Here is a 17,851-nt window from a genome sequence, read left to right on the forward strand (position 1 = left end):
CCATGCAAGGCGCGATGATACGTCAGCAGCAACCCGTTACCGGCCGTAGCAAGCCGGTGCCGCGTGGTGCCAGCCGACTGGTGGCCGACGAGCCCGTATCGTCGCGCCTGCCGCGGCCGAGCCTGGGTGGCCTCAAGCGCCTGCTGTGGCCGGTATTGCTGGTGGCCGCAGGCTTTGGCGCCTACGAGGGCGCCGTTCGCCTGATGCCCTATGCCGACCGGCCGATCACCAAGATCGACGTGCAGGGCGACCTCAGCTACATCAGCCAGCAGTCGGTGCAGCAGCGGATCGCGCCCTACGTGGCGGCGAGCTTCTTCAGTGTCGACCTTGCTGCCATGCGTGTGGAGCTTGAGCAGATGCCGTGGATCGCCCACGCCGAGGTGCGTCGGGTGTGGCCGGACGAAGTGGTGATCCGCCTTGAAGAACAGCTGCCGGTGGCACGCTGGGGTGACGAGGCTTTGCTCAACAACCAGGGCCAGGCCTTTACCCCGCGCGAGCTGGCCAACTACGAGCACCTGCCGCAGCTGGCCGGGCCGCAGCGTGCCCAGCAACAAGTCATGCAGCAGTATCAGGTACTGAGCCAGATGCTGCGCCCCTTGGGCTTTTCCATCGCTCGCCTGGAGCTGCGCGAGCGGGGCAGTTGGTTCCTGACCACCGGTGCAAGCAGCGCCGGCCCAGGCATCGAGCTGCTGTTGGGGCGCGACCATCTGGTGGAGAAGATGCGCCGTTTCATTGCCATTTACGACAAGACACTCAAAGAGCAGATCACCAACATCGCCCGCATTGATCTGCGTTATTCCAACGGACTTGCCGTTGGTTGGCGGGAACCGAACGCACCGACGACGGCCCAACCCGCCGTTGCGAAGAATTAGAGAGAGGCAGGACCATGGCAAACGCGCATAGCGGCAAAATGATCGTCGGGCTGGACATTGGCACCTCCAAGGTGGTGGCGCTGGTGGGTGAAGTGGGCGAAGACGGCACCCTCGAGATCGTGGGTATCGGCACCCATCCGTCCCGCGGCCTGAAGAAGGGCGTGGTGGTGAACATCGAGTCGACCGTGCAGTCGATCCAGCGCGCAGTGGAAGAAGCGCAGCTGATGGCAGGCTGCCGCATCCACTCGGCCTTCGTCGGTGTAGCGGGCAACCACATCCGCAGCCTGAACTCCCACGGCATCGTCGCGATCCGCGACCGCGAGGTCAGCGTCGCCGACCTCGAGCGTGTGCTCGACGCCGCCCAGGCGGTGGCCATTCCGGCTGACCAGCGCGTGCTGCACACCTTGCCCCAGGACTACGTGATCGATAACCAGGAAGGCGTGCGCGAGCCGCTGGGCATGTCTGGCGTGCGCCTGGAAGCCAAGGTTCACGTGGTCACCTGCGCGGTCAACGCGGCGCAGAACATCGAGAAGTGCGTACGCCGCTGCGGCCTGGAAATCGACGACATCATCCTCGAGCAGCTGGCTTCGGCCTACTCGGTGCTGACCGACGATGAAAAAGAACTTGGCGTGTGCCTGGTGGACATCGGCGGCGGCACCACCGACATCGCCATCTTCACCGAAGGCGCAATCCGGCACACCGCGGTGATCCCGATTGCCGGCGACCAGGTGACCAACGACATCGCCATGGCCCTGCGTACACCGACCCAGTACGCCGAGGAAATCAAGATTCGCTACGCCTGCGCCCTGGCCAAGCTGGCCGGCGCCGGCGAGACCATCAAGGTGCCGAGCGTGGGCGACCGTCCACCGCGCGAGCTGTCGCGCCAGGCCCTGGCCGAAGTGGTAGAGCCGCGTTACGACGAGCTCTTCACCCTGATCCAGGCCGAGCTGCGCCGCAGCGGTTACGAGGACCTGGTGCCAGCCGGCATCGTCCTCACCGGCGGCACCGCGAAGATGGAAGGCGCCGTCGAACTGGCCGAAGAAATCTTCCACATGCCGGTACGCCTGGGCGTACCGCACAGCGTTCGGGGGCTGAGCGACGTGGTGCGCAACCCGATCTATTCCACCGGTGTGGGCTTGCTCACTTACGGCCTGCTGAAGCAGTCCGAGGACCTGATCCTGACCGGTAACAGCAACAGCAGCAACAACAGCTATGGCGATGAACCGAAGGCCCCAGTACTTGAGCGCTTCAAGAAGTGGGTCCAGGGCAACTTCTAAGTTTCAAAGCAGTAGTGGTAGGCGCGACAACTAGAGAACTGTAAGGAGAGGGAAAATGTTCGAGCTCGTAGACAACGTCCCGCAAAGCCCGGTCATCAAAGTGATCGGCGTCGGCGGTGGCGGCGGCAACGCCGTCAACCACATGGTGAAGAGCAGCATCGAAGGCGTCGAATTCATCTGCGCCAACACCGATGCCCAGGCGCTGAAAAGTATTGGCGCACGCACCATCCTGCAACTGGGTACCGGCGTGACCAAAGGTCTGGGTGCCGGTGCCAACCCGGAAGTCGGCCGTCAGGCCGCGCTGGAAGACCGTGAGCGCATCGCCGAGGTGCTGCAGGGCACCAACATGGTGTTCATCACCACCGGCATGGGTGGCGGTACCGGTACCGGTGCGGCGCCGATCATCGCCGAAGTGGCGAAGGAAATGGGCATCCTCACCGTAGCCGTGGTGACCCGTCCGTTCCCGTTCGAAGGTCGCAAACGTATGCAGATCGCCGATGAAGGCATCCGCATGCTGGCCGAGAGCGTCGACTCGCTGATCACCATCCCCAACGAGAAGCTGCTGACCATCCTGGGCAAGGATGCCAGCCTGCTGTCCGCCTTTGCCAAGGCCGACGATGTACTGGCCGGTGCCGTTCGCGGTATCTCCGACATCATCAAGCGCCCGGGCATGATCAACGTCGACTTTGCCGACGTGCGCACCGTGATGGGCGAAATGGGCATGGCGATGATGGGTACCGGTTGCGCAAGTGGCCCGAACCGTGCACGCGAAGCCACCGAAGCGGCGATCCGCAACCCGTTGCTGGAAGACGTCAACCTGCAGGGCGCCCGCGGCATCCTGGTGAACATCACCGCAGGTCCAGACCTGTCGCTGGGTGAGTACTCCGACGTGGGTAGCATCATCGAAGCCTTCGCCTCCGACCACGCGATGGTCAAGGTGGGCACCGTGATCGACCCGGACATGCGTGACGAATTGCACGTGACCGTGGTTGCCACTGGCCTGGGCGCGCGCATCGAGAAGCCGGTCAAGGTCGTCGACAACACCCTGCAGACCGCTCAGCAGGCATACGAGGCTTCCAACCCGGCCCCGGTTCGCCAGGAGCAGCCTGCGGTCAACTACCGTGACCTGGAGCGCCCGACCGTCATGCGCAACCAGGCCCATGCAGGTGCCGCTGCGGCAGCTAAACTCAACCCACAGGATGACCTGGATTACCTGGATATCCCAGCCTTCCTGCGCCGTCAGGCTGATTAATGGAATTTATCAGGGGTATAAGGGTGGTTGGTGTTCAGCAAAGGCCGGGTCTGTTATTATCCCCAGCCTTTGTTGATACCTGTTCGCAATTTGCGATGAAGCGGCCAATGCCATGATTAGACAACGCACCCTGAAGAATACCATCCGTGCCACAGGCGTCGGCCTGCACTCCGGGGAGAAGGTCTACCTGACCCTCAAGCCTGCGCCTGTCGACACCGGCATCGTCTTCCGTCGCGCCGACCTCGACCCTGTGGTCGAGATCCCGGCACGTGCGGCCAACGTCGGTGAGACCACCATGTCCACCACGCTGGTCAACGGTGACGTCAAGGTCGATACCGTCGAGCACCTGCTCTCCGCCATGGCGGGTCTGGGCATCGATAACGCCTACGTCGAGCTCTCCGCCTCGGAAGTTCCGATCATGGATGGCAGCGCCGGTCCCTTCGTATTCCTGATTCAGTCTGCTGGCCTGGAAGAACAGGACGCAGCCAAGAAGTTCATCCGTATCCTGCGTGAAGTAACAGTGGAAGAGGGCGACAAGCGCGCCACTTTCCTGCCTTTCGAAGGCTTCAAGGTGAGCTTCGAGATCGACTTCGATCACCCGGTCCTCAAGGGCCAGACCCAGAGCGCAGTCGTCGACTTCTCCAGCACCTCGTTCGTGAAGGAAGTCAGCCGCGCCCGTACCTTCGGTTTCATGCGTGACATCGAGTACCTGCGCAAGCACAACCTTGCGCTGGGCGGCAGTGTAGAAAACGCCATTGTTGTCGATGAGACCGGCGTACTTAACGAAGACGGCCTTCGTTCCGAAGACGAATTCGTCAAGCACAAGATCCTCGACGCCATCGGCGACCTGTATCTGCTGGGCAACAGCCTGATCGGCGAGTTCAAGGGCTACAAGTCCGGGCACGCGCTGAACAACCAGCTGCTGCGCAAGCTCATTGCCGAAACCGATGCCTGGGAAGTGGTCACCTTCGAAGATGCCAGTACGGCACCGATCTCTTATATGCGCCCTGTTGCAGCCGTGTAAGTTCGAACACTCTCTCTAGTGATTAAGGCCACCTTCGGGTGGCCTTTTTTATATCTCGGCTTCAGCTTTTACCCTTGGCGTGGCTGGCCAGGCGCTCCAGTGCCTCGCGCAGCCTGGGGTCGCTGATGCCTTCGGCGGTATCACGAATGCTCTCGGCGGCACTGTGTGACAGCTCGGTGCTGTTGCCGCCGCGCCTGGCCGGCACCAGCGGGGGCTGCACCTTGTACAGGATGCGCTGCAGGTTGCCGAATGCCTCCAGTGCCTGAAGCTGGCGCATCAGGCGCTTCTGCTGGTAGCGCAGGCGTGTGGCCCAGTGCCCGTCGGTAACCACCAGCAACAGCGTGCCGTCGCGCCACGACGCCACATGGCAATGCTCACGCGCAGCAGGCTGCAGCTGGCTTTCCAGCAGGCGTTGCAGATGTTCCAGGCGCTCGGCCTGGTTCAGCAGCAAGCGCAGCGGGCGCACCTGGCGCAACAGCGCGGAGGGCGGCTGGGCGGGGGAGGGTTTGTAGGCCATGGGGTACGTATGAAGTTACAAGATCGGCAGTCTAACATCTCTGTCGCCTGTGCCGGCCTAATCGCCGCAAAGCAGGGCCTGAGGCCTGCGGCTATTCCTGTGGCAGCCGACTTGCCGGCGATAGGGCCAGGACAGACGCTGAAGGATACGAGCCATTCTCGATACGTTTCATCATGCATCGGGTTGAACTCAGGGAAAATGCCCCTATCTTAGAAAAGCCCCGCCTGAGCGCTGTGCCAGCATCGTGGTAAACCACCACTTTCCTCACCATCGTTTCCGGGTAGAATGCTCGTTCGCATGCGGCCTCAGGGCTGCACGGGCGACTCATGGGGCCGCCCTCCATCCCTACGTGTGGAAGATCCTGCCGATATGTTTGCGCCTTTGTTAAAGAAACTTTTTGGAAGCAAGAATGAGCGTGAAGTCAAACGCATGCTCAAGACGGTAAGTATCGTCAATGCCTTCGAAGAGAAAATGGTCGCCCTCTCCGATGAGCAACTGCGCGCCAAGACCGCAGAGTTCAAGGAGCGCCTGGCCAAAGGCGAGACACTGGACCAACTGCTGCCTGAAGCCTTCGCCGTGGCCCGTGAGGCCGGCAAGCGCGTGATGGGCATGCGCCACTTCGACGTGCAGCTGATCGGCGGTATGACCCTGCACGAGGGTATGATCGCAGAAATGCGCACCGGTGAAGGCAAGACCTTGGTCGGTACCCTGGCCGTCTACCTCAATGCCTTGTCCGGCAAAGGCGTGCACGTGGTTACCGTCAACGATTACCTGGCCCGCCGTGACGCCAACTGGATGCGCCCGCTGTACGAATTCCTCGGTCTGTCCGTGGGCATCGTCTCGGCGTTCCAGCCGCCTGAAGAAAAGCGCGCTGCGTATGCGTCCGACATCACCTACGGCACCAACAACGAGTTCGGTTTCGACTACCTGCGCGACAACATGGCGTTCAGCCAGGAAGAGAAGTTCCAGCGTGAACTCAACTTCTCGGTCATCGACGAAGTCGACTCGATCCTCATCGACGAAGCGCGTACCCCGCTGATCATCTCCGGCCAGGCCGAGGACAGCTCCAAGCTGTACATCGAGATCAACCGCCTGATCCCGCGCCTGACCCAGCACATCGAAGAAGTCGAAGGCCAGGTCACCCAGGAAGGCCACTTCACCATCGACGAGAAGAGCCGCCAGGTCGAGCTCAACGAAGCCGGTCACCAGTTCATCGAAGAGATGCTCACCCAGGCCGGGCTGCTGGCCGAGGGCGAGAGCCTCTACTCGGCGCACAACCTGGGCCTGCTGACCCACGTTTACGCTGGCCTGCGTGCGCACAAGCTGTTCCACCGCAACGTCGAGTACATCGTCCAGGACGGCCAGGTTCTGCTGATCGACGAACACACCGGCCGTACCATGCCGGGCCGCCGCTTGTCCGAAGGCCTGCACCAGGCCATTGAGGCGAAAGAGAACCTGAACATCCAGGCCGAGAGCCAGACCCTGGCGTCGACCACCTTCCAGAACTACTTCCGTCTGTACACCAAGCTGTCCGGCATGACCGGTACCGCCGACACCGAAGCGTTCGAGTTCCAGTCGATCTATGGCCTCAACGTGATGGTCATCCCGCCGAACAAGCCGCTGGCGCGTAAGGACTTCAACGACCTGGTGTACCTGACCGCCGACGAGAAATACGCTGCGATCATTGCCGACATCAAAGAAAGCATGGTTCTCGGTCGCCCGGTTCTGGTGGGTACCGCGACCATCGAAACCTCCGAGCACATGTCGGCCCTGCTGCAGAAAGAGGGTATCGAGCACAAGGTACTGAACGCCAAGTACCACGAGAAAGAAGCCGAGATCATTGCCCAGGCCGGTGCCCCGGGTGCGCTGACCATCGCCACCAACATGGCCGGCCGTGGTACCGACATCCTGTTGGGCGGCAACTGGGAAGCCGAAGTGGCTGCCCTGGACAACCCGAGCGCCGAGCAGATCGCGCAGATCAAGGCTGACTGGCAGAAGCGTCACCAGCAGGTGATCGAGTCGGGTGGCCTGCACGTGATCGCCTCCGAGCGCCACGAATCGCGCCGTATCGACAACCAGCTGCGTGGCCGTTCCGGTCGCCAGGGCGACCCAGGCTCCAGCCGCTTCTACCTGTCGTTGGAAGACAGCCTGATGCGCATCTTCGCCTCCGACCGGGTGAAGAACTTCATGAAGGCGCTGGGCATGCAGTCTGGCGAGGCCATCGAGCACCGCATGGTCACCAATGCCATCGAAAAGGCGCAGCGCAAGGTTGAAGGCCGCAACTTCGACATTCGCAAGCAGCTGCTCGAATACGATGACGTGGCCAACGAACAGCGCAAGGTGATCTACCACATGCGCAACAGCCTGCTGGCGGCCGAGAACATCGGCGATACCATCGAGGAGTTCCGCAAGGAAGTGCTCGACGCCACCATCAGCCAGCACATTCCGCCGCAGTCGCTGCCTGAGCAGTGGGACGTGGCCGGCCTGGAAGCTGCGCTGTCCAGCGACTTCGCCATGAAGCTGCCGATCCAGCAGTGGCTCGACGAGGATGATCACCTCTACGAAGAGACCCTGCGCGAGAAGCTGCTGAAAGAAATCACTACCGCCTACACCGAGAAGGAAGACCAGGCCGGCATCGACGCCCTGCGCACCTTCGAGAAGCAGATTTTGCTGCGCGTGCTGGACGACCTGTGGAAAGACCACCTGTCGACCATGGACCACCTGCGCCACGGTATTCACCTGCGTGGCTATGCGCAGAAGAACCCGAAGCAGGAGTACAAGCGCGAATCCTTCAGCCTGTTCCAGGAGCTGCTCGAGTCGATCAAGCGCGACACCATCCGCGTGCTGTCGCACGTTCAAGTGCGCCGCGAAGACCCGATCGAAGAAGAAGCCCGCCTGCGCCGCGAAGCCGAAGAACTGGCCAGCCGCATGCAGTTCCAGCATGCCCCGGCGCCAGGCCTGGAGAGCGAGCAGCTGAGCGAAGAGGGTGCTGAAGTGGCCGTGGCAGCTGCCCCGGTGCGCAACGACCAGAAGCTGGGCCGCAACGAGCCGTGCTGGTGTGGTTCGGGCAAGAAGTTCAAGCATTGCCATGGGCAGATCGAGTGATCTGAACCTCTCGCAGTAACGTGACAAAACCGGGGCCGCTGTGCGCCCCATTCGCGGCCCAAGGCCGCTCCCACAGGGACCGCGTGCGTTCTTGTGGGAGCGGCCTTGTGCCGCGAATGGGGCGCGAAGCGGCCCCGCTCTTCCATCATCATTTCACCGTTTTTCTAGGAGCGCTCTAATGGCTGTTGGTCTTGGTCCTTTGCCCACCCTGCACCCGGTTCCGGGTTTTGAACTCGGCATCGCGTCTGCCGGCATCAAGCGCCCAGGGCGCAAGGATGTAGTGGTCATGCGCTGCGCCGAAGGTTCCAGCGTGGCTGGCGTGTTCACCCTCAACGCCTTCTGTGCAGCGCCGGTGATCCTCTCCAAGCAGCGCGTTCAGGGCACCGTGCGCTACCTGCTGACCAACACCGGCAATGCCAACGCCGGTACCGGCGCACCGGGCCTGGCCGCTGCCGAGCGTACCTGCGCCAAGCTGGCAGAGCTGACCGGCGTACCCGCCGAAGCGGTGTTGCCGTTCTCCACCGGTGTAATCGGCGAACCGCTGCCGGTCGAGAAGATCGAAGGCGCCCTGCAGGCCGCACTGGATAACCTGTCGGAAAACAACTGGGCCGAAGCCGCCACTGGCATCATGACCACCGACACCCTGCCCAAGGGGGCCAGCCGCCAGTTCCAGCACGAGGGCGTGACCGTCACCGTGACCGGTATCAGCAAAGGCGCCGGCATGATCCGCCCGAACATGGCCACCATGCTCGGCTACATCGCCACCGACGCCAAGGTCGCCCCCAAGGTGCTCAAGGACCTGATGCTCGACGGTGCCAACAAGTCGTTCAACCGCATCACCATCGATGGCGACACCTCGACCAACGACTGCTGCATGCTCATCGCCACCGGCAAGGCCAACCTGCCGGAAGTCACCGAAGCCAGCGGGGCGCTGTTCGAAGCGCTGAAAAAGGCTGTGTTCGAAGTGTGCATGGAAGTGGCCCAGGCCATCGTCCGTGACGGCGAAGGCGCCACCAAGTTCGTTACCGTGCAGGTCAACGGCGGTGGTAACCATCAAGAGTGCCTGGACGTCGGTTACGCCGTTGCCCATTCGCCGCTGATCAAGACCGCGCTGTTCGCCTCCGACCCGAACTGGGGCCGTATCCTGGCCGCTGTGGGCCGTGCCGGTGTGCCGGAACTGGATGTCAGCCTGATCGACGTGTACCTCGACAACGTTTGCATCGCCAGCCAAGGCGGCCGCAGCCCGAGCTACACCGAGGCGCAGGGTTCGGCAGTGATGGCCCAGGAAGAAATCACCATCCGTATCGAGCTGGGCCGTGGCCAGTGCAGCGAAACCATCTGGACCACCGACCTGTCCCACGAGTACGTGAAGATCAACGCCGAATACCGTACCTGATGCAACAGGGGCCGCTTCGCGGCCCATCGCGACACAAGGCCGCTCCTGCATCGGTCTGCGCTTTTCTGCAGGAGCGGCCTAGTGTCGCGAAAGGGCTGCGCAGCAGCCCCATAATTCCGAACAATGGAGCCGACCCATGAGCTATCACCTGATCATCGGCGACAAGCTGTATTCTTCGTGGTCGCTACGCGCCGCCCTGGCCCTTGAACTGGCCGGTGTGCCCTACGAAGAAACCCTGATCAAACTCAACCAGCCCGACACCCGTCGGCGCATCCTGGCATTCTCCTCTACCGGCAAGGTGCCGCTGCTCAAGACCGAGCACGGCGTGATCGCCGACTCTTTGGCCATCGCCGAATACCTCAACGAATGCCACCCCGAGGCCCAGCTGTGGCCGGCCGACGTGGCCGCACGTGCCCAGGCCCGCTCGGCCTGCGCACAGATGCACAGCGGCTTCTTCGCCCTGCGTGGGGCCATGCCGTTCGACCTGTCGCGGGATGAGGGGCTGGAGAATGTTCCGCTGGACGTGCAGGTGGACATCGACCGAATCGTCGCGCTGTGGTCCGAATGCCGTCTGGTGTCCAAGGACAGCGGGCCGTTCCTGTTCGGCAAAGCGACCCTGGCCGATGCCTTCTTCGCCCCGGTGGCCGTGCGCTTGCGCAGCTACCGCGTAGAAGTGCCCGCGCAGGCAGCCGCTTACATCGAGACTATTTACCAGTGGCCAGCCTTCAAGGCCTGGCAACAAGCTGGCCTGGCGGAGCGTGAAGGGTGAAACGGATTCATGTAGCAGCAGCGGTCATTCGCGGTAACGATGGCCGCATTCTCATTGCCCGGCGCGCCGATGGCCAGCACCAGGGCGGCCTCTGGGAGTTTCCCGGCGGCAAGGTGGAGGAGGGCGAAAGCGTTGAAACGGCGCTGGCCCGCGAGCTTCGCGAAGAGCTTGGTATCGAAGTGACCCGTTCGCGGGCGCTGATCAAGGTCAGCCACGATTACCCTGACAAGCAGGTATTGCTAGATGTCCGCGAGGTTCAGGCGTTTACGGGCGAACCCCATGGTGCTGAGGGCCAGCCGCTGGCCTGGGTTACGCCACGGGAGCTTGCGGATTACGACTTCCCCGAGGCCAACAAGCCGATCGTGGCCGCCGCGCGCCTGCCGGACCAGTACCTGATTACCCCGGACGGCCTGGAAGTGCCCCAGATGCTCAAGGGCATCCAGAGGGCTGTGGCCAATGGTACCCGCTTGATCCAACTGCGCGCGCCGGACATGTACGACCCCAAGTACCGGGACGTGGCGGTGGATGCAGTGGGGCTGTGTGGCGGCAAGGCACAGCTGATGCTCAAAGGGCCGCTGGAGTGGCTGGGCGACTTCCCGTCTGCCGGTTGGCACCTGACTGCAGCGCAGCTGCGCAAGTACGCCGCCAAGGGCCGGCCATTCCCCAAGGAGCGGTGGCTGGCAGCGTCCTGCCACACGGCCGAGGAGCTGGCGCTGGCGGAGCAGATGGGCGTTGATTTCGTCACCCTGTCGCCGGTGCAGGCGACCCAGACACACCCTGAGGCGGTGCCGCTGGGCTGGGAGGAGGCGCAGCGGTTGATTGCAGGGTTCAGCCACCCGGTGTTCTTGCTCGGTGGGGTCGGGCCGGGCGAGCGTGAGCGGGCGTGGGAAGCTGGCGCGCAAGGTGTTGCCGGGATTCGGGCGTTCTGGCCTGAGGCTTGAGTGGCCTGGTCGAGGGGCCGCTTCGCGGCCCTTTCGCCGGCAAGCCGGCTCCCACAGGGACTGCGCCGGCCGCACGGGCATTGGATGACTTTGTGGGGGGCCGCTTCGCGGCCCTTTCGCCGGCAAGCCGGCTCCCACAGGGACTGCGCCGGCCGCGCGGGCATTGGTGACTTTGTGGGGGCCGCAACTCGCGGTGTCAGCTTGCTGGCTTATCCGCCGCCTGCCATAACACCTCGGCAACCCCCTGCCGCCGCCCGATGATCCGCGCCGCGACAAACAGCAGATCCGAAAGGCGGTTGATGTACGCCAACCCTACGCCTGCCAGCGGTTCCACAGCATTCAACTGCTGACACCGCCGCTCCGCACTGCGCGCCAGGCTACGGCACACATGGGCTTGGGCGATCAGCGCCGAGCCGCTGGGCAGAATGAAGTTTTTCAGCGGCCCCAGCTCTTCGTTCCACACATCGATGGCGGCCTCCAGCCGCTCCACTTCGGCCTGGTTCAACGCTTGGTAACTGGGCATCGCCAGTTCGCCGCCCAGGTCGAACAAACGGTGCTGGCAGGGCGCCAGAACCTCGCTGACCTCGTCCAGCCCCTGCTCGGCCAAGCCGGCCAGCAGCAGCCCAAGCTGGCTGTTGAGGCTGTCCACCTCGCCGATCGCTTCGATCCGAGGATGGTCCTTGGGCACCCGGCGCCCATCGCCCAGGCCGGTTTCGCCTTGGTCGCCGGTGCGGGTGTAGATCTTCGACAGGCGATAGCCCATGTCATGCCTCCGTTTTGGTCGGCGCCGCCGCTGCTGGCAGGCCCAGGGGCAGGCGCAGGGTGAAGCAGGTGCCCTGGCCGGGCGTGGACTGCACTTCCATCTGCCCCTTGTGGTTGTTGGTGATGATGAAGTACGAAACCGACAGCCCAAGGCCAGTACCCTGGCCGATCTCCTTGGTGGTGAAGAACGGCTCGAAGGTGCGCTTGCGCACGGCCTCGGGCATGCCGACGCCATTGTCCTCGACCTGGATTTCCGCCCAGGGCGGGCTGAGCCGGGTGCGCAAGGTGATGCGCCCGGGTTCGTTGGTTTGCGGCCGCTGGTGGATGGCCTGGGCGGCGTTCTTCAGCAGGTTCAGCAGCACTTGCTCCAGTTCGTTGGCGGTACACGGCACCGGGCCGAGGTTGGGGTCGAACTGACGGACGATCGCCTGGCCCTTGAAGTCGAAGCCGATGGCCAGGTCGAAGTCGTTGCCGGCGATCTCCACTGCCTGGTCGATCAGCGCTGGCAAGTCGCAGGGCGCCAGTTGACGATTGCTGCGGCGGCTGAAGCTGAGCATGTGGGTGACGATTTTGGCCGCCCGGGCGCCAGCCTGCTGAATGCCGTTCAGCAGCTGCGGCACCTCGCGGCTTTCCAGGTAGCGGTTGACCATGGGCAGGTCGATGCCCAGTTCGCTTGCCTGCTCCTGATTGCGCGGCAGTTCTGGCGAGAGGCGCCGGCGGATGTTCTGCACGTTGTGCAGGATCGCCCCCAGCGGGTTGTTGATCTCGTGTGCCATGCCCGCGGCGAGGCCACCGACCGAGAGCATTTTTTCCGATTGCACCATCATTTCTTCCAGCGACAGACGCTGGGTAATGTCGTCGATACGGATGACCACGCCACGGCCGCCACCGCCCATCAGCGGGTAGAAGGTCAGCGCATAATGGCGCAGGTCATCGTCCTTGGGCCAGGTAACCCGTTCGATCTTCGCCACGCGGTGTTTCTCCACGGTCTCCTTGAGCTGTGGCAAAAACGGCTTGAGCGGTTCGAAGGCGATGAAGATCGGCTGGTTGAGCGCCTCGTCCAGCGGCGTGCCGGAGAGCACCGTGGCTTCGTGGTTCCACTGGGTTACGTAGAGCTGTTCGTCGAGGGCGATCAGCGCCGAAGGCATGGAGTCGATGATGCTGTTGAGGTAGTTCTGAAAGCCGGTGAGCTTTTTCTCGATCTTGCTGCGCACCTGGACTTCCAGCTCCAGTTTGCGGTTGGTATGACGGGTTTCCTCGGCCAGGCCCTGGGCCTGGTCGTAAGCGTCCTGAAATTCGTCGCGGGTGCGCTTGAGCTGCTGCTCGCGCGCCTCGATGCGCGAGAGCATGGTGTTGAAGGCGTCGGCCAGGCTGCCGATTTCGTCGTCGTTGCCGCGTTTGGCGCGCATGGCGTAGCTTTCTTCGCGGGTGACCTGGCGGCTGAGCTCTTCGAGCTGGTTGATCGGCTGGGTAATCAGGCGCTTGATCTGCCGGGCGATCACCAGCCAAAGCAGAATGCTGAACACCAGGATCGCCAGGCTGGCACTGAGCGTGCCGGTGTAGAAGGCTGTAGGAAGTTCGCTGCTGGCCACCAGCAGCAGGTGGGCTGGCGGGCTGGCATCGCGAGGGATGCGGATCAGCTGGGTGCTGCGAAACTCCATCAGGCGCCAGCCGTCGATGTTGCGATACCGTTTGGGCAGGGCCAGGGGGTCGCCATGCTGCAACTGGGCCAGCAGGCGGCCATCGCCACCGTAGACGGCCGCGGCGCGCAGCGGGGTGTAGCTGTCCAGTTCCTTGAGCAGCGCCGTGGCGGTGTCCTGATTGTCACCGGCGCGGGCTGCCAGTTGCGGGTTGGCGACCAGCCGGCCAATGGTCTGCAAGGCTTGCGGCGCCATGCTCTCCTGGGTGATCCAGTAGGCGGCGCTGATGAACGTGAGGTTGGCCACCAGCAGGATGGTCACCAGCAGCACCAGCAGGGCCGCCAGCAGCTTCTGCCCGACCGGGAGGTTTTCCAGGCGTTGGCGCAAGGTCATGGGCTAGGCAATGTCCGTATCCGGTTGAGAGGGCGCGTCAGGCGCAGGGCAAACCACGCGCACGCAGGTTATCGACCAGGCGCCGGTGCAGGCGTTCCAGCTGCGGCAGCACCATGCCGTGGCGGGCTGCGGCGCGGCAGGCATGGCCGAGCAGGTAGTGAACCTCGGTACGTCGGCCCGCGCGCACGTCCTGGTACATGGAAGAGTAGTTGGCTGAGGTGGCGAGGATCACCCGTTGCACTTCTTCGTCGAGGTTTTGCGCAGCCTCCGGCTGGCCGCAGCGTTGCAGCAGCTGGGCCAGTTCATTGCTCAAGCCGTCGACTTCGCTCAGGTGCGCCAGCAAGCCGCCGTTGTGGCAGTCGTGCAGCACGGTCAGCGGGTTGATCGCGCAATTAAGCGCCAGTTTGCGCCACAGGCGGGTGAGGATGTCCACGGTCCATTCAGCCGGAATGCCGGCCTCGTGCAGGTCGTCGAACCATTCGGGTATGCCTGGGTTGGCGGGGTCGCCCAGCCAGTTGAAGCCGTGGCCGGCAAAGCGCACCCGCCAATCGTCCTCGCGGAACGCACCCTCGGTGCTCGAGGCGAAGATGCAGCGGGCATGCGGGACCTGGTCTGCGACCTCATCCTGGCTGCCAAGACCGTTCTGCAGCAGCACGATTTCGGCGCCATCGGCCAAGCGCGCGGCCAGGCGATCGATTGCCGGCGCCGCGTCATAGGCTTTGCACGCCACCAGCAGGCGGTGCACGGGCCCGCTGGACTCGGCAGTTTCGGCAGGGATCGCGTAATGCGTCGGCTGGTCCTGTTCCACCAGCGTCAGGCCACCGGCCTGCTGGTAGGCCTGCAAACGCTGCCCGTCGCGCAGGATCAGGCGCACTGCCTTGCCCGCCCGCGCCAGGCGGCAAGCCCAGAGGCTGCCGAGGCTACCGGCGCCGAGAATATGCCAGGTGCTGCTCATCTGCGTTTCGCAACCCGTTATAATGAGTCCGCATTTTAACCTTCTAACCCCGACGCGCTCCATCTTCAGACTGAGCGCGCTTTTATTTTATGGAGAACAACCATGCCTTCGTTCGACGTGGTATCGGAACTGGACAAGCACGAAGTGCAGAACGCCGTCGAAAACGCCATCAAGGAGCTCGACCGCCGTTACGACCTCAAAGGCAAGGGCAGCTTCGAGTTCAAGGACAAGGAGCAGACCGTGATGCTGACCGCCGAGGCCGAGTTCCAGCTCGAGGCGATGATCGAGATCCTGCGCCTGGCGCTGGTCAAGCGCAAGATCGACGTCAAATGCCTGGAAACCAAGGACGCGTACCCTTCCGGCAAGGAAATGAAGCAGGAAGCCAAGTTCCGCGAAGGCATCGACAAGGAGCTGGCGAAGAAGATCGTCGCCCACATCAAGGACGCCAAGCTCAAGGTTCAGGCCGCTATCCAGGGTGAGCAGGTGCGCGTCACCGGCAAGAAGCGCGACGACCTGCAAGAGGCCATCGCGGCCTTGCGCGCCAAGGAATTCGACATGCCGCTGCAGTTCAACAACTTCCGCGATTGATGCGGGCGTTGCCAGGAACCCCTGTGGCGCAATGATGTCCATCGGGTCCATGGCCGCTGAAATGCCTGCGGCCAGTTTTACCGCGTACATGCCGTTCGGCATCAGGAGATGAACATGGATTTGAACGCTGAAGTCGATCAGCTGGTCCGCCAATCGCAGACCTGGATCCCCTTGATCATGGAATACGGCAGCCGTGTGCTGCTGGCACTGCTGACCCTGGCGGTCGGCTGGTGGATCGTCAACAAGGTCAGCGCCCGCCTGGGCAAACTGGTAGCCCTGCGCAACGCCGACCTGGCTCTGCAAGGCTTCATCAGCACCCTGGCCAACATCGTCTTGAAGGTACTGCTGCTGGTCAGCGTGGCCTCCATGATCGGCATCGAGACCACCTCGTTCGTCGCCGCCATCGGTGCCGCCGGCCTGGCCATCGGCCTGGCCCTGCAGGGCAGCCTGGCCAACTTCGCGGGTGGTGTGCTGATCCTGATGTTCCGCCCGTTCCGCATTGGCGACTGGATCGAGGCGCAGGGCGTCAGCGGTACCGTCGACAGCATCCAGATCTTCCACACCGTGCTGCGTACCGGTGATAACAAGACAGTGATCATGCCCAACGGCAGCCTGTCCAACGGCATCATCACCAACACCAACCGCCAGCCGACCCGCAAGGTGGTGTTCGACGTGGGTGTGGATTACGAGGCCGACCTGCAGAAGGCGCGCAACGTGCTGCTGGAGCTGGCGCAGGACCCGCGCGTGCTGCCCGACCCGGCGCCGCAGGCCGTGGTGGCAACCCTGGGTGACAGCTCGATCACCGTGTCGCTGCGCCTGTGGACCAAGACCAGCGATTACTGGGACGTGATGTTCATGCTCAATGAACAGGCGCGTGACCGCCTGAAGGCCGAGGGTATCGACATTCCGTTCCCGCAGCGGGTGATTCGCGTGGTGCAGGAAACCGCAGCGCAGTAATTGCTGCCAGGAATCCGGGGCCGCTTTCGCGGCCCTTTTTTTTGCCCATTACACTTGTTCACAGCCAAATTCCGCCATTTCTGGCATATACCCTGACCGCACCTGCCTCTAGCTGAACGCCATCATGAAACCACTGCTGTACATCACCCCCCTCAGAGCCCTGCTGTTCGGCCTGACCCTGGCCCTGTTCGAGCTGCTGACCTACCTGGCCAGCGACGCGGTCATGCCAGCCATGCCGGTGGTGGTCGACCACCTGAACGCCAGCCCGGAGTACATCCCCCACGCCCTCAACCTGTACCTGCTGGGGGGCGTGGTACTGCAGTGGCTGATCGGCCCGCTGGCCGACCGCTATGGCCGCCGCCCGTTGCTGCTGGTCGGCTGCGCTTTCTTCGGTGCGGCCTGCCTGGCCACTTATTGGGTGCAGGACATCGGCCTGTTCAACCTGCTGCGCCTGCTGCAGGGCATCGGCCTGGGCTTCGTGGTGACGGTCAGCTACCCGGCCCTGAACGAAGCATTCAGCGAAGCCGATGCGGTACGCATGATGGCCCTGTTGGCCAACATCGCCTTGCTGTCGCCGCTGTTGGGTCCATTGGTGGGCACATTGATGTTGCAATGGCTGGACTGGCGCTGGCTGTTCGTGGCGTTTGCCGTGGGTGCCGTGCTGGTGTGGGGCCTGCTGTACCGCCTGATGCCCGAGACCCTGGGGGTGGAGCGTCGCGACGGCTCGCGCCTGCCGTTCACGCCGATTCACCTGCTGCCGTTGCTTGCCGGTTACGGCCAGTTGCTGGCGAACCGCCGCTTTGTCGCCGGCAGCGCCGCATTGGGGCTGGTGGGCCTGCCGCTGATCGGCTGGATCGGCCTGTCGCCTGTGCTGCTCATCCACGACGAGGGGTTGAGCACCCTGGAATACGCGTTGTGGCAGTTGCCCGTGTTTGGCGGGCTGATCCTTGGCAACCTGATCATCAACCGCATCGCCGACCGCTACCCACTGCCAGCCCTGGTGCGCGGTGCCCTGTGGCCTTACCTGGCCGGCTTGTGCCTGATGGTGCTGGCGACCTGGTACTGGCCCACGGTGACCAGCGTGGTGGCGGGGATGTCGCTGTATGCGCTTGGCCTGGGTGTCGCCAACGCAGTGCTGTACCGCATGACGCTGTTCTCCAGCGATCAGAGCAAGGGCTTGGTCTCGGCGATGCTGGGGATGATCACCATTGCCTTGCTGGGGCTGGGCGGCGCGGTGATGGCGATGATCGGGGCGGGGGCGAGCCTGCTGCACTTTGCGCTGGCCGCAGGGGTGGCGGGGGCGTTGGCGCTCTGGCCGTTGTGGTTTGTAGTGGGGGGCCGGCCGGACGAAGGGGCTGTCGCGCAGTAATCTTCAGCGCCTGCTCTGGCGTCTTCGCGGGGCA

15 protein-coding genes are annotated in these 17,851 nt (G+C 63.5%); 11 read left to right on the forward strand and 4 right to left on the reverse strand.

The features are described 5' to 3' along the window. Positions 1 to 2 precede the first annotated feature (2 nt). The 4 genes from ABEH27_RS22610 to lpxC all read left to right on the forward strand — a co-directional run bounded on the left by ABEH27_RS22610 (position 3) and on the right by lpxC (position 4,425). Entirely contained in the window at positions 3 to 872 is an 870-nt protein-coding gene (locus tag ABEH27_RS22610) for a cell division protein FtsQ/DivIB (protein WP_346615699.1), read from the forward strand. 14 nt (positions 873 to 886) lie between these two features. After that, on the forward strand, positions 887 to 2,149 hold the full coding sequence (gene ftsA / locus ABEH27_RS22615) for a cell division protein FtsA (RefSeq protein WP_346615700.1): 1,263 nt from the start codon (positions 887 to 889) through the stop codon (positions 2,147 to 2,149). A 55-nt stretch (positions 2,150 to 2,204) separates the two neighbouring features. After that, positions 2,205 to 3,401, forward strand: a complete 1,197-nt coding sequence (gene ftsZ, locus ABEH27_RS22620) for a cell division protein FtsZ (protein WP_016488958.1) — start codon at positions 2,205 to 2,207, stop codon at positions 3,399 to 3,401. 112 nt (positions 3,402 to 3,513) lie between these two features. Further along, positions 3,514 to 4,425, forward strand: coding sequence for a UDP-3-O-acyl-N-acetylglucosamine deacetylase (gene lpxC, locus ABEH27_RS22625; RefSeq protein ID WP_012312873.1), 912 nt, complete (start codon positions 3,514 to 3,516; stop codon positions 4,423 to 4,425). Between the two features lie 61 nt (positions 4,426 to 4,486). Here lpxC and ABEH27_RS22630 read toward each other — a convergent pair whose 3' ends face one another. Continuing rightward, positions 4,487 to 4,942: a DciA family protein gene (locus tag ABEH27_RS22630; RefSeq protein WP_346615701.1), complete on the reverse strand. Its 456-nt coding sequence runs from the start codon at positions 4,940 to 4,942 to the stop codon at positions 4,487 to 4,489. A 369-nt stretch (positions 4,943 to 5,311) separates the two neighbouring features. Here ABEH27_RS22630 and secA point away from each other — a divergent pair, with 369 nt between their 5' ends. The 4 genes from secA to ABEH27_RS22650 all read left to right on the forward strand — a co-directional run bounded on the left by secA (position 5,312) and on the right by ABEH27_RS22650 (position 11,153). Next, positions 5,312 to 8,047, forward strand: a complete 2,736-nt coding sequence (secA, locus tag ABEH27_RS22635; protein ID WP_346615702.1) for a preprotein translocase subunit SecA — start codon at positions 5,312 to 5,314, stop codon at positions 8,045 to 8,047. Positions 8,048 to 8,225: 178 nt separating this feature from the next. Next, positions 8,226 to 9,443: a bifunctional glutamate N-acetyltransferase/amino-acid acetyltransferase ArgJ gene (argJ, locus tag ABEH27_RS22640; protein ID WP_346615703.1), complete on the forward strand. Its 1,218-nt coding sequence runs from the start codon at positions 8,226 to 8,228 to the stop codon at positions 9,441 to 9,443. Between the two features lie 136 nt (positions 9,444 to 9,579). Further along, positions 9,580 to 10,212, forward strand: a complete 633-nt coding sequence (locus ABEH27_RS22645; RefSeq protein WP_346615704.1) for a glutathione S-transferase — start codon at positions 9,580 to 9,582, stop codon at positions 10,210 to 10,212. Continuing rightward, the gene (locus ABEH27_RS22650) at positions 10,209 to 11,153 is read left to right on the forward strand and encodes a Nudix family hydrolase (RefSeq protein ID WP_346615705.1); all 945 of its coding nucleotides are present in this window, start codon (positions 10,209 to 10,211) and stop codon (positions 11,151 to 11,153) included. Before ABEH27_RS22645 ends, ABEH27_RS22650 begins: the two co-directional genes overlap by 4 nt. 196 nt (positions 11,154 to 11,349) lie before the next feature. Here the strand turns inward: ABEH27_RS22650 and ABEH27_RS22655 are convergent, their stop codons facing one another. Genes ABEH27_RS22655 through ABEH27_RS22665 form a run of 3 tightly spaced genes read right to left on the reverse strand, consistent with a single transcriptional unit; the run spans position 11,350 to position 14,903 of the window. Continuing rightward, positions 11,350 to 11,916 carry a cob(I)yrinic acid a,c-diamide adenosyltransferase gene (locus ABEH27_RS22655; RefSeq protein ID WP_346615706.1) on the reverse strand — a complete coding sequence of 189 codons (567 nt, stop codon included), beginning with the start codon at positions 11,914 to 11,916 and terminating at the stop codon, positions 11,350 to 11,352. Between the two features lies 1 nt (position 11,917). Then, positions 11,918 to 13,948 (reverse strand): ATP-binding protein, encoded by a 2,031-nt coding sequence (locus ABEH27_RS22660; protein ID WP_346615707.1) that lies wholly within the window; start codon positions 13,946 to 13,948, stop codon positions 11,918 to 11,920. Positions 13,949 to 13,985: 37 nt separating this feature from the next. Beyond that, entirely contained in the window at positions 13,986 to 14,903 is a 918-nt protein-coding gene (locus ABEH27_RS22665; protein ID WP_346615708.1) for a putative 2-dehydropantoate 2-reductase, read from the reverse strand. Between the two features lie 102 nt (positions 14,904 to 15,005). On the opposite strand from ABEH27_RS22665, the gene ABEH27_RS22670 reads away from it, so the two are divergent. The 3 genes from ABEH27_RS22670 (at position 15,006) to ABEH27_RS22680 (ending at position 17,817) form a co-directional block, all read left to right on the forward strand. Further along, on the forward strand, positions 15,006 to 15,491 hold the full coding sequence (locus ABEH27_RS22670; RefSeq protein ID WP_346615709.1) for a YajQ family cyclic di-GMP-binding protein: 486 nt from the start codon (positions 15,006 to 15,008) through the stop codon (positions 15,489 to 15,491). Between the two features lie 114 nt (positions 15,492 to 15,605). Further along, on the forward strand, positions 15,606 to 16,448 hold the full coding sequence (locus ABEH27_RS22675) for a mechanosensitive ion channel family protein (RefSeq protein ID WP_346615710.1): 843 nt from the start codon (positions 15,606 to 15,608) through the stop codon (positions 16,446 to 16,448). A gap of 124 nt (positions 16,449 to 16,572) precedes the next feature. Beyond that, the gene (locus ABEH27_RS22680; RefSeq protein WP_346615711.1) at positions 16,573 to 17,817 is read left to right on the forward strand and encodes an MFS transporter; all 1,245 of its coding nucleotides are present in this window, start codon (positions 16,573 to 16,575) and stop codon (positions 17,815 to 17,817) included. The last annotated feature ends 34 nt before the right edge of the window (positions 17,818 to 17,851 follow it).

This window comes from Pseudomonas sp. P39-UII1 (genome assembly GCF_039672635.1).
GTDB lineage: Bacteria > Pseudomonadota > Gammaproteobacteria > Pseudomonadales > Pseudomonadaceae > Aquipseudomonas.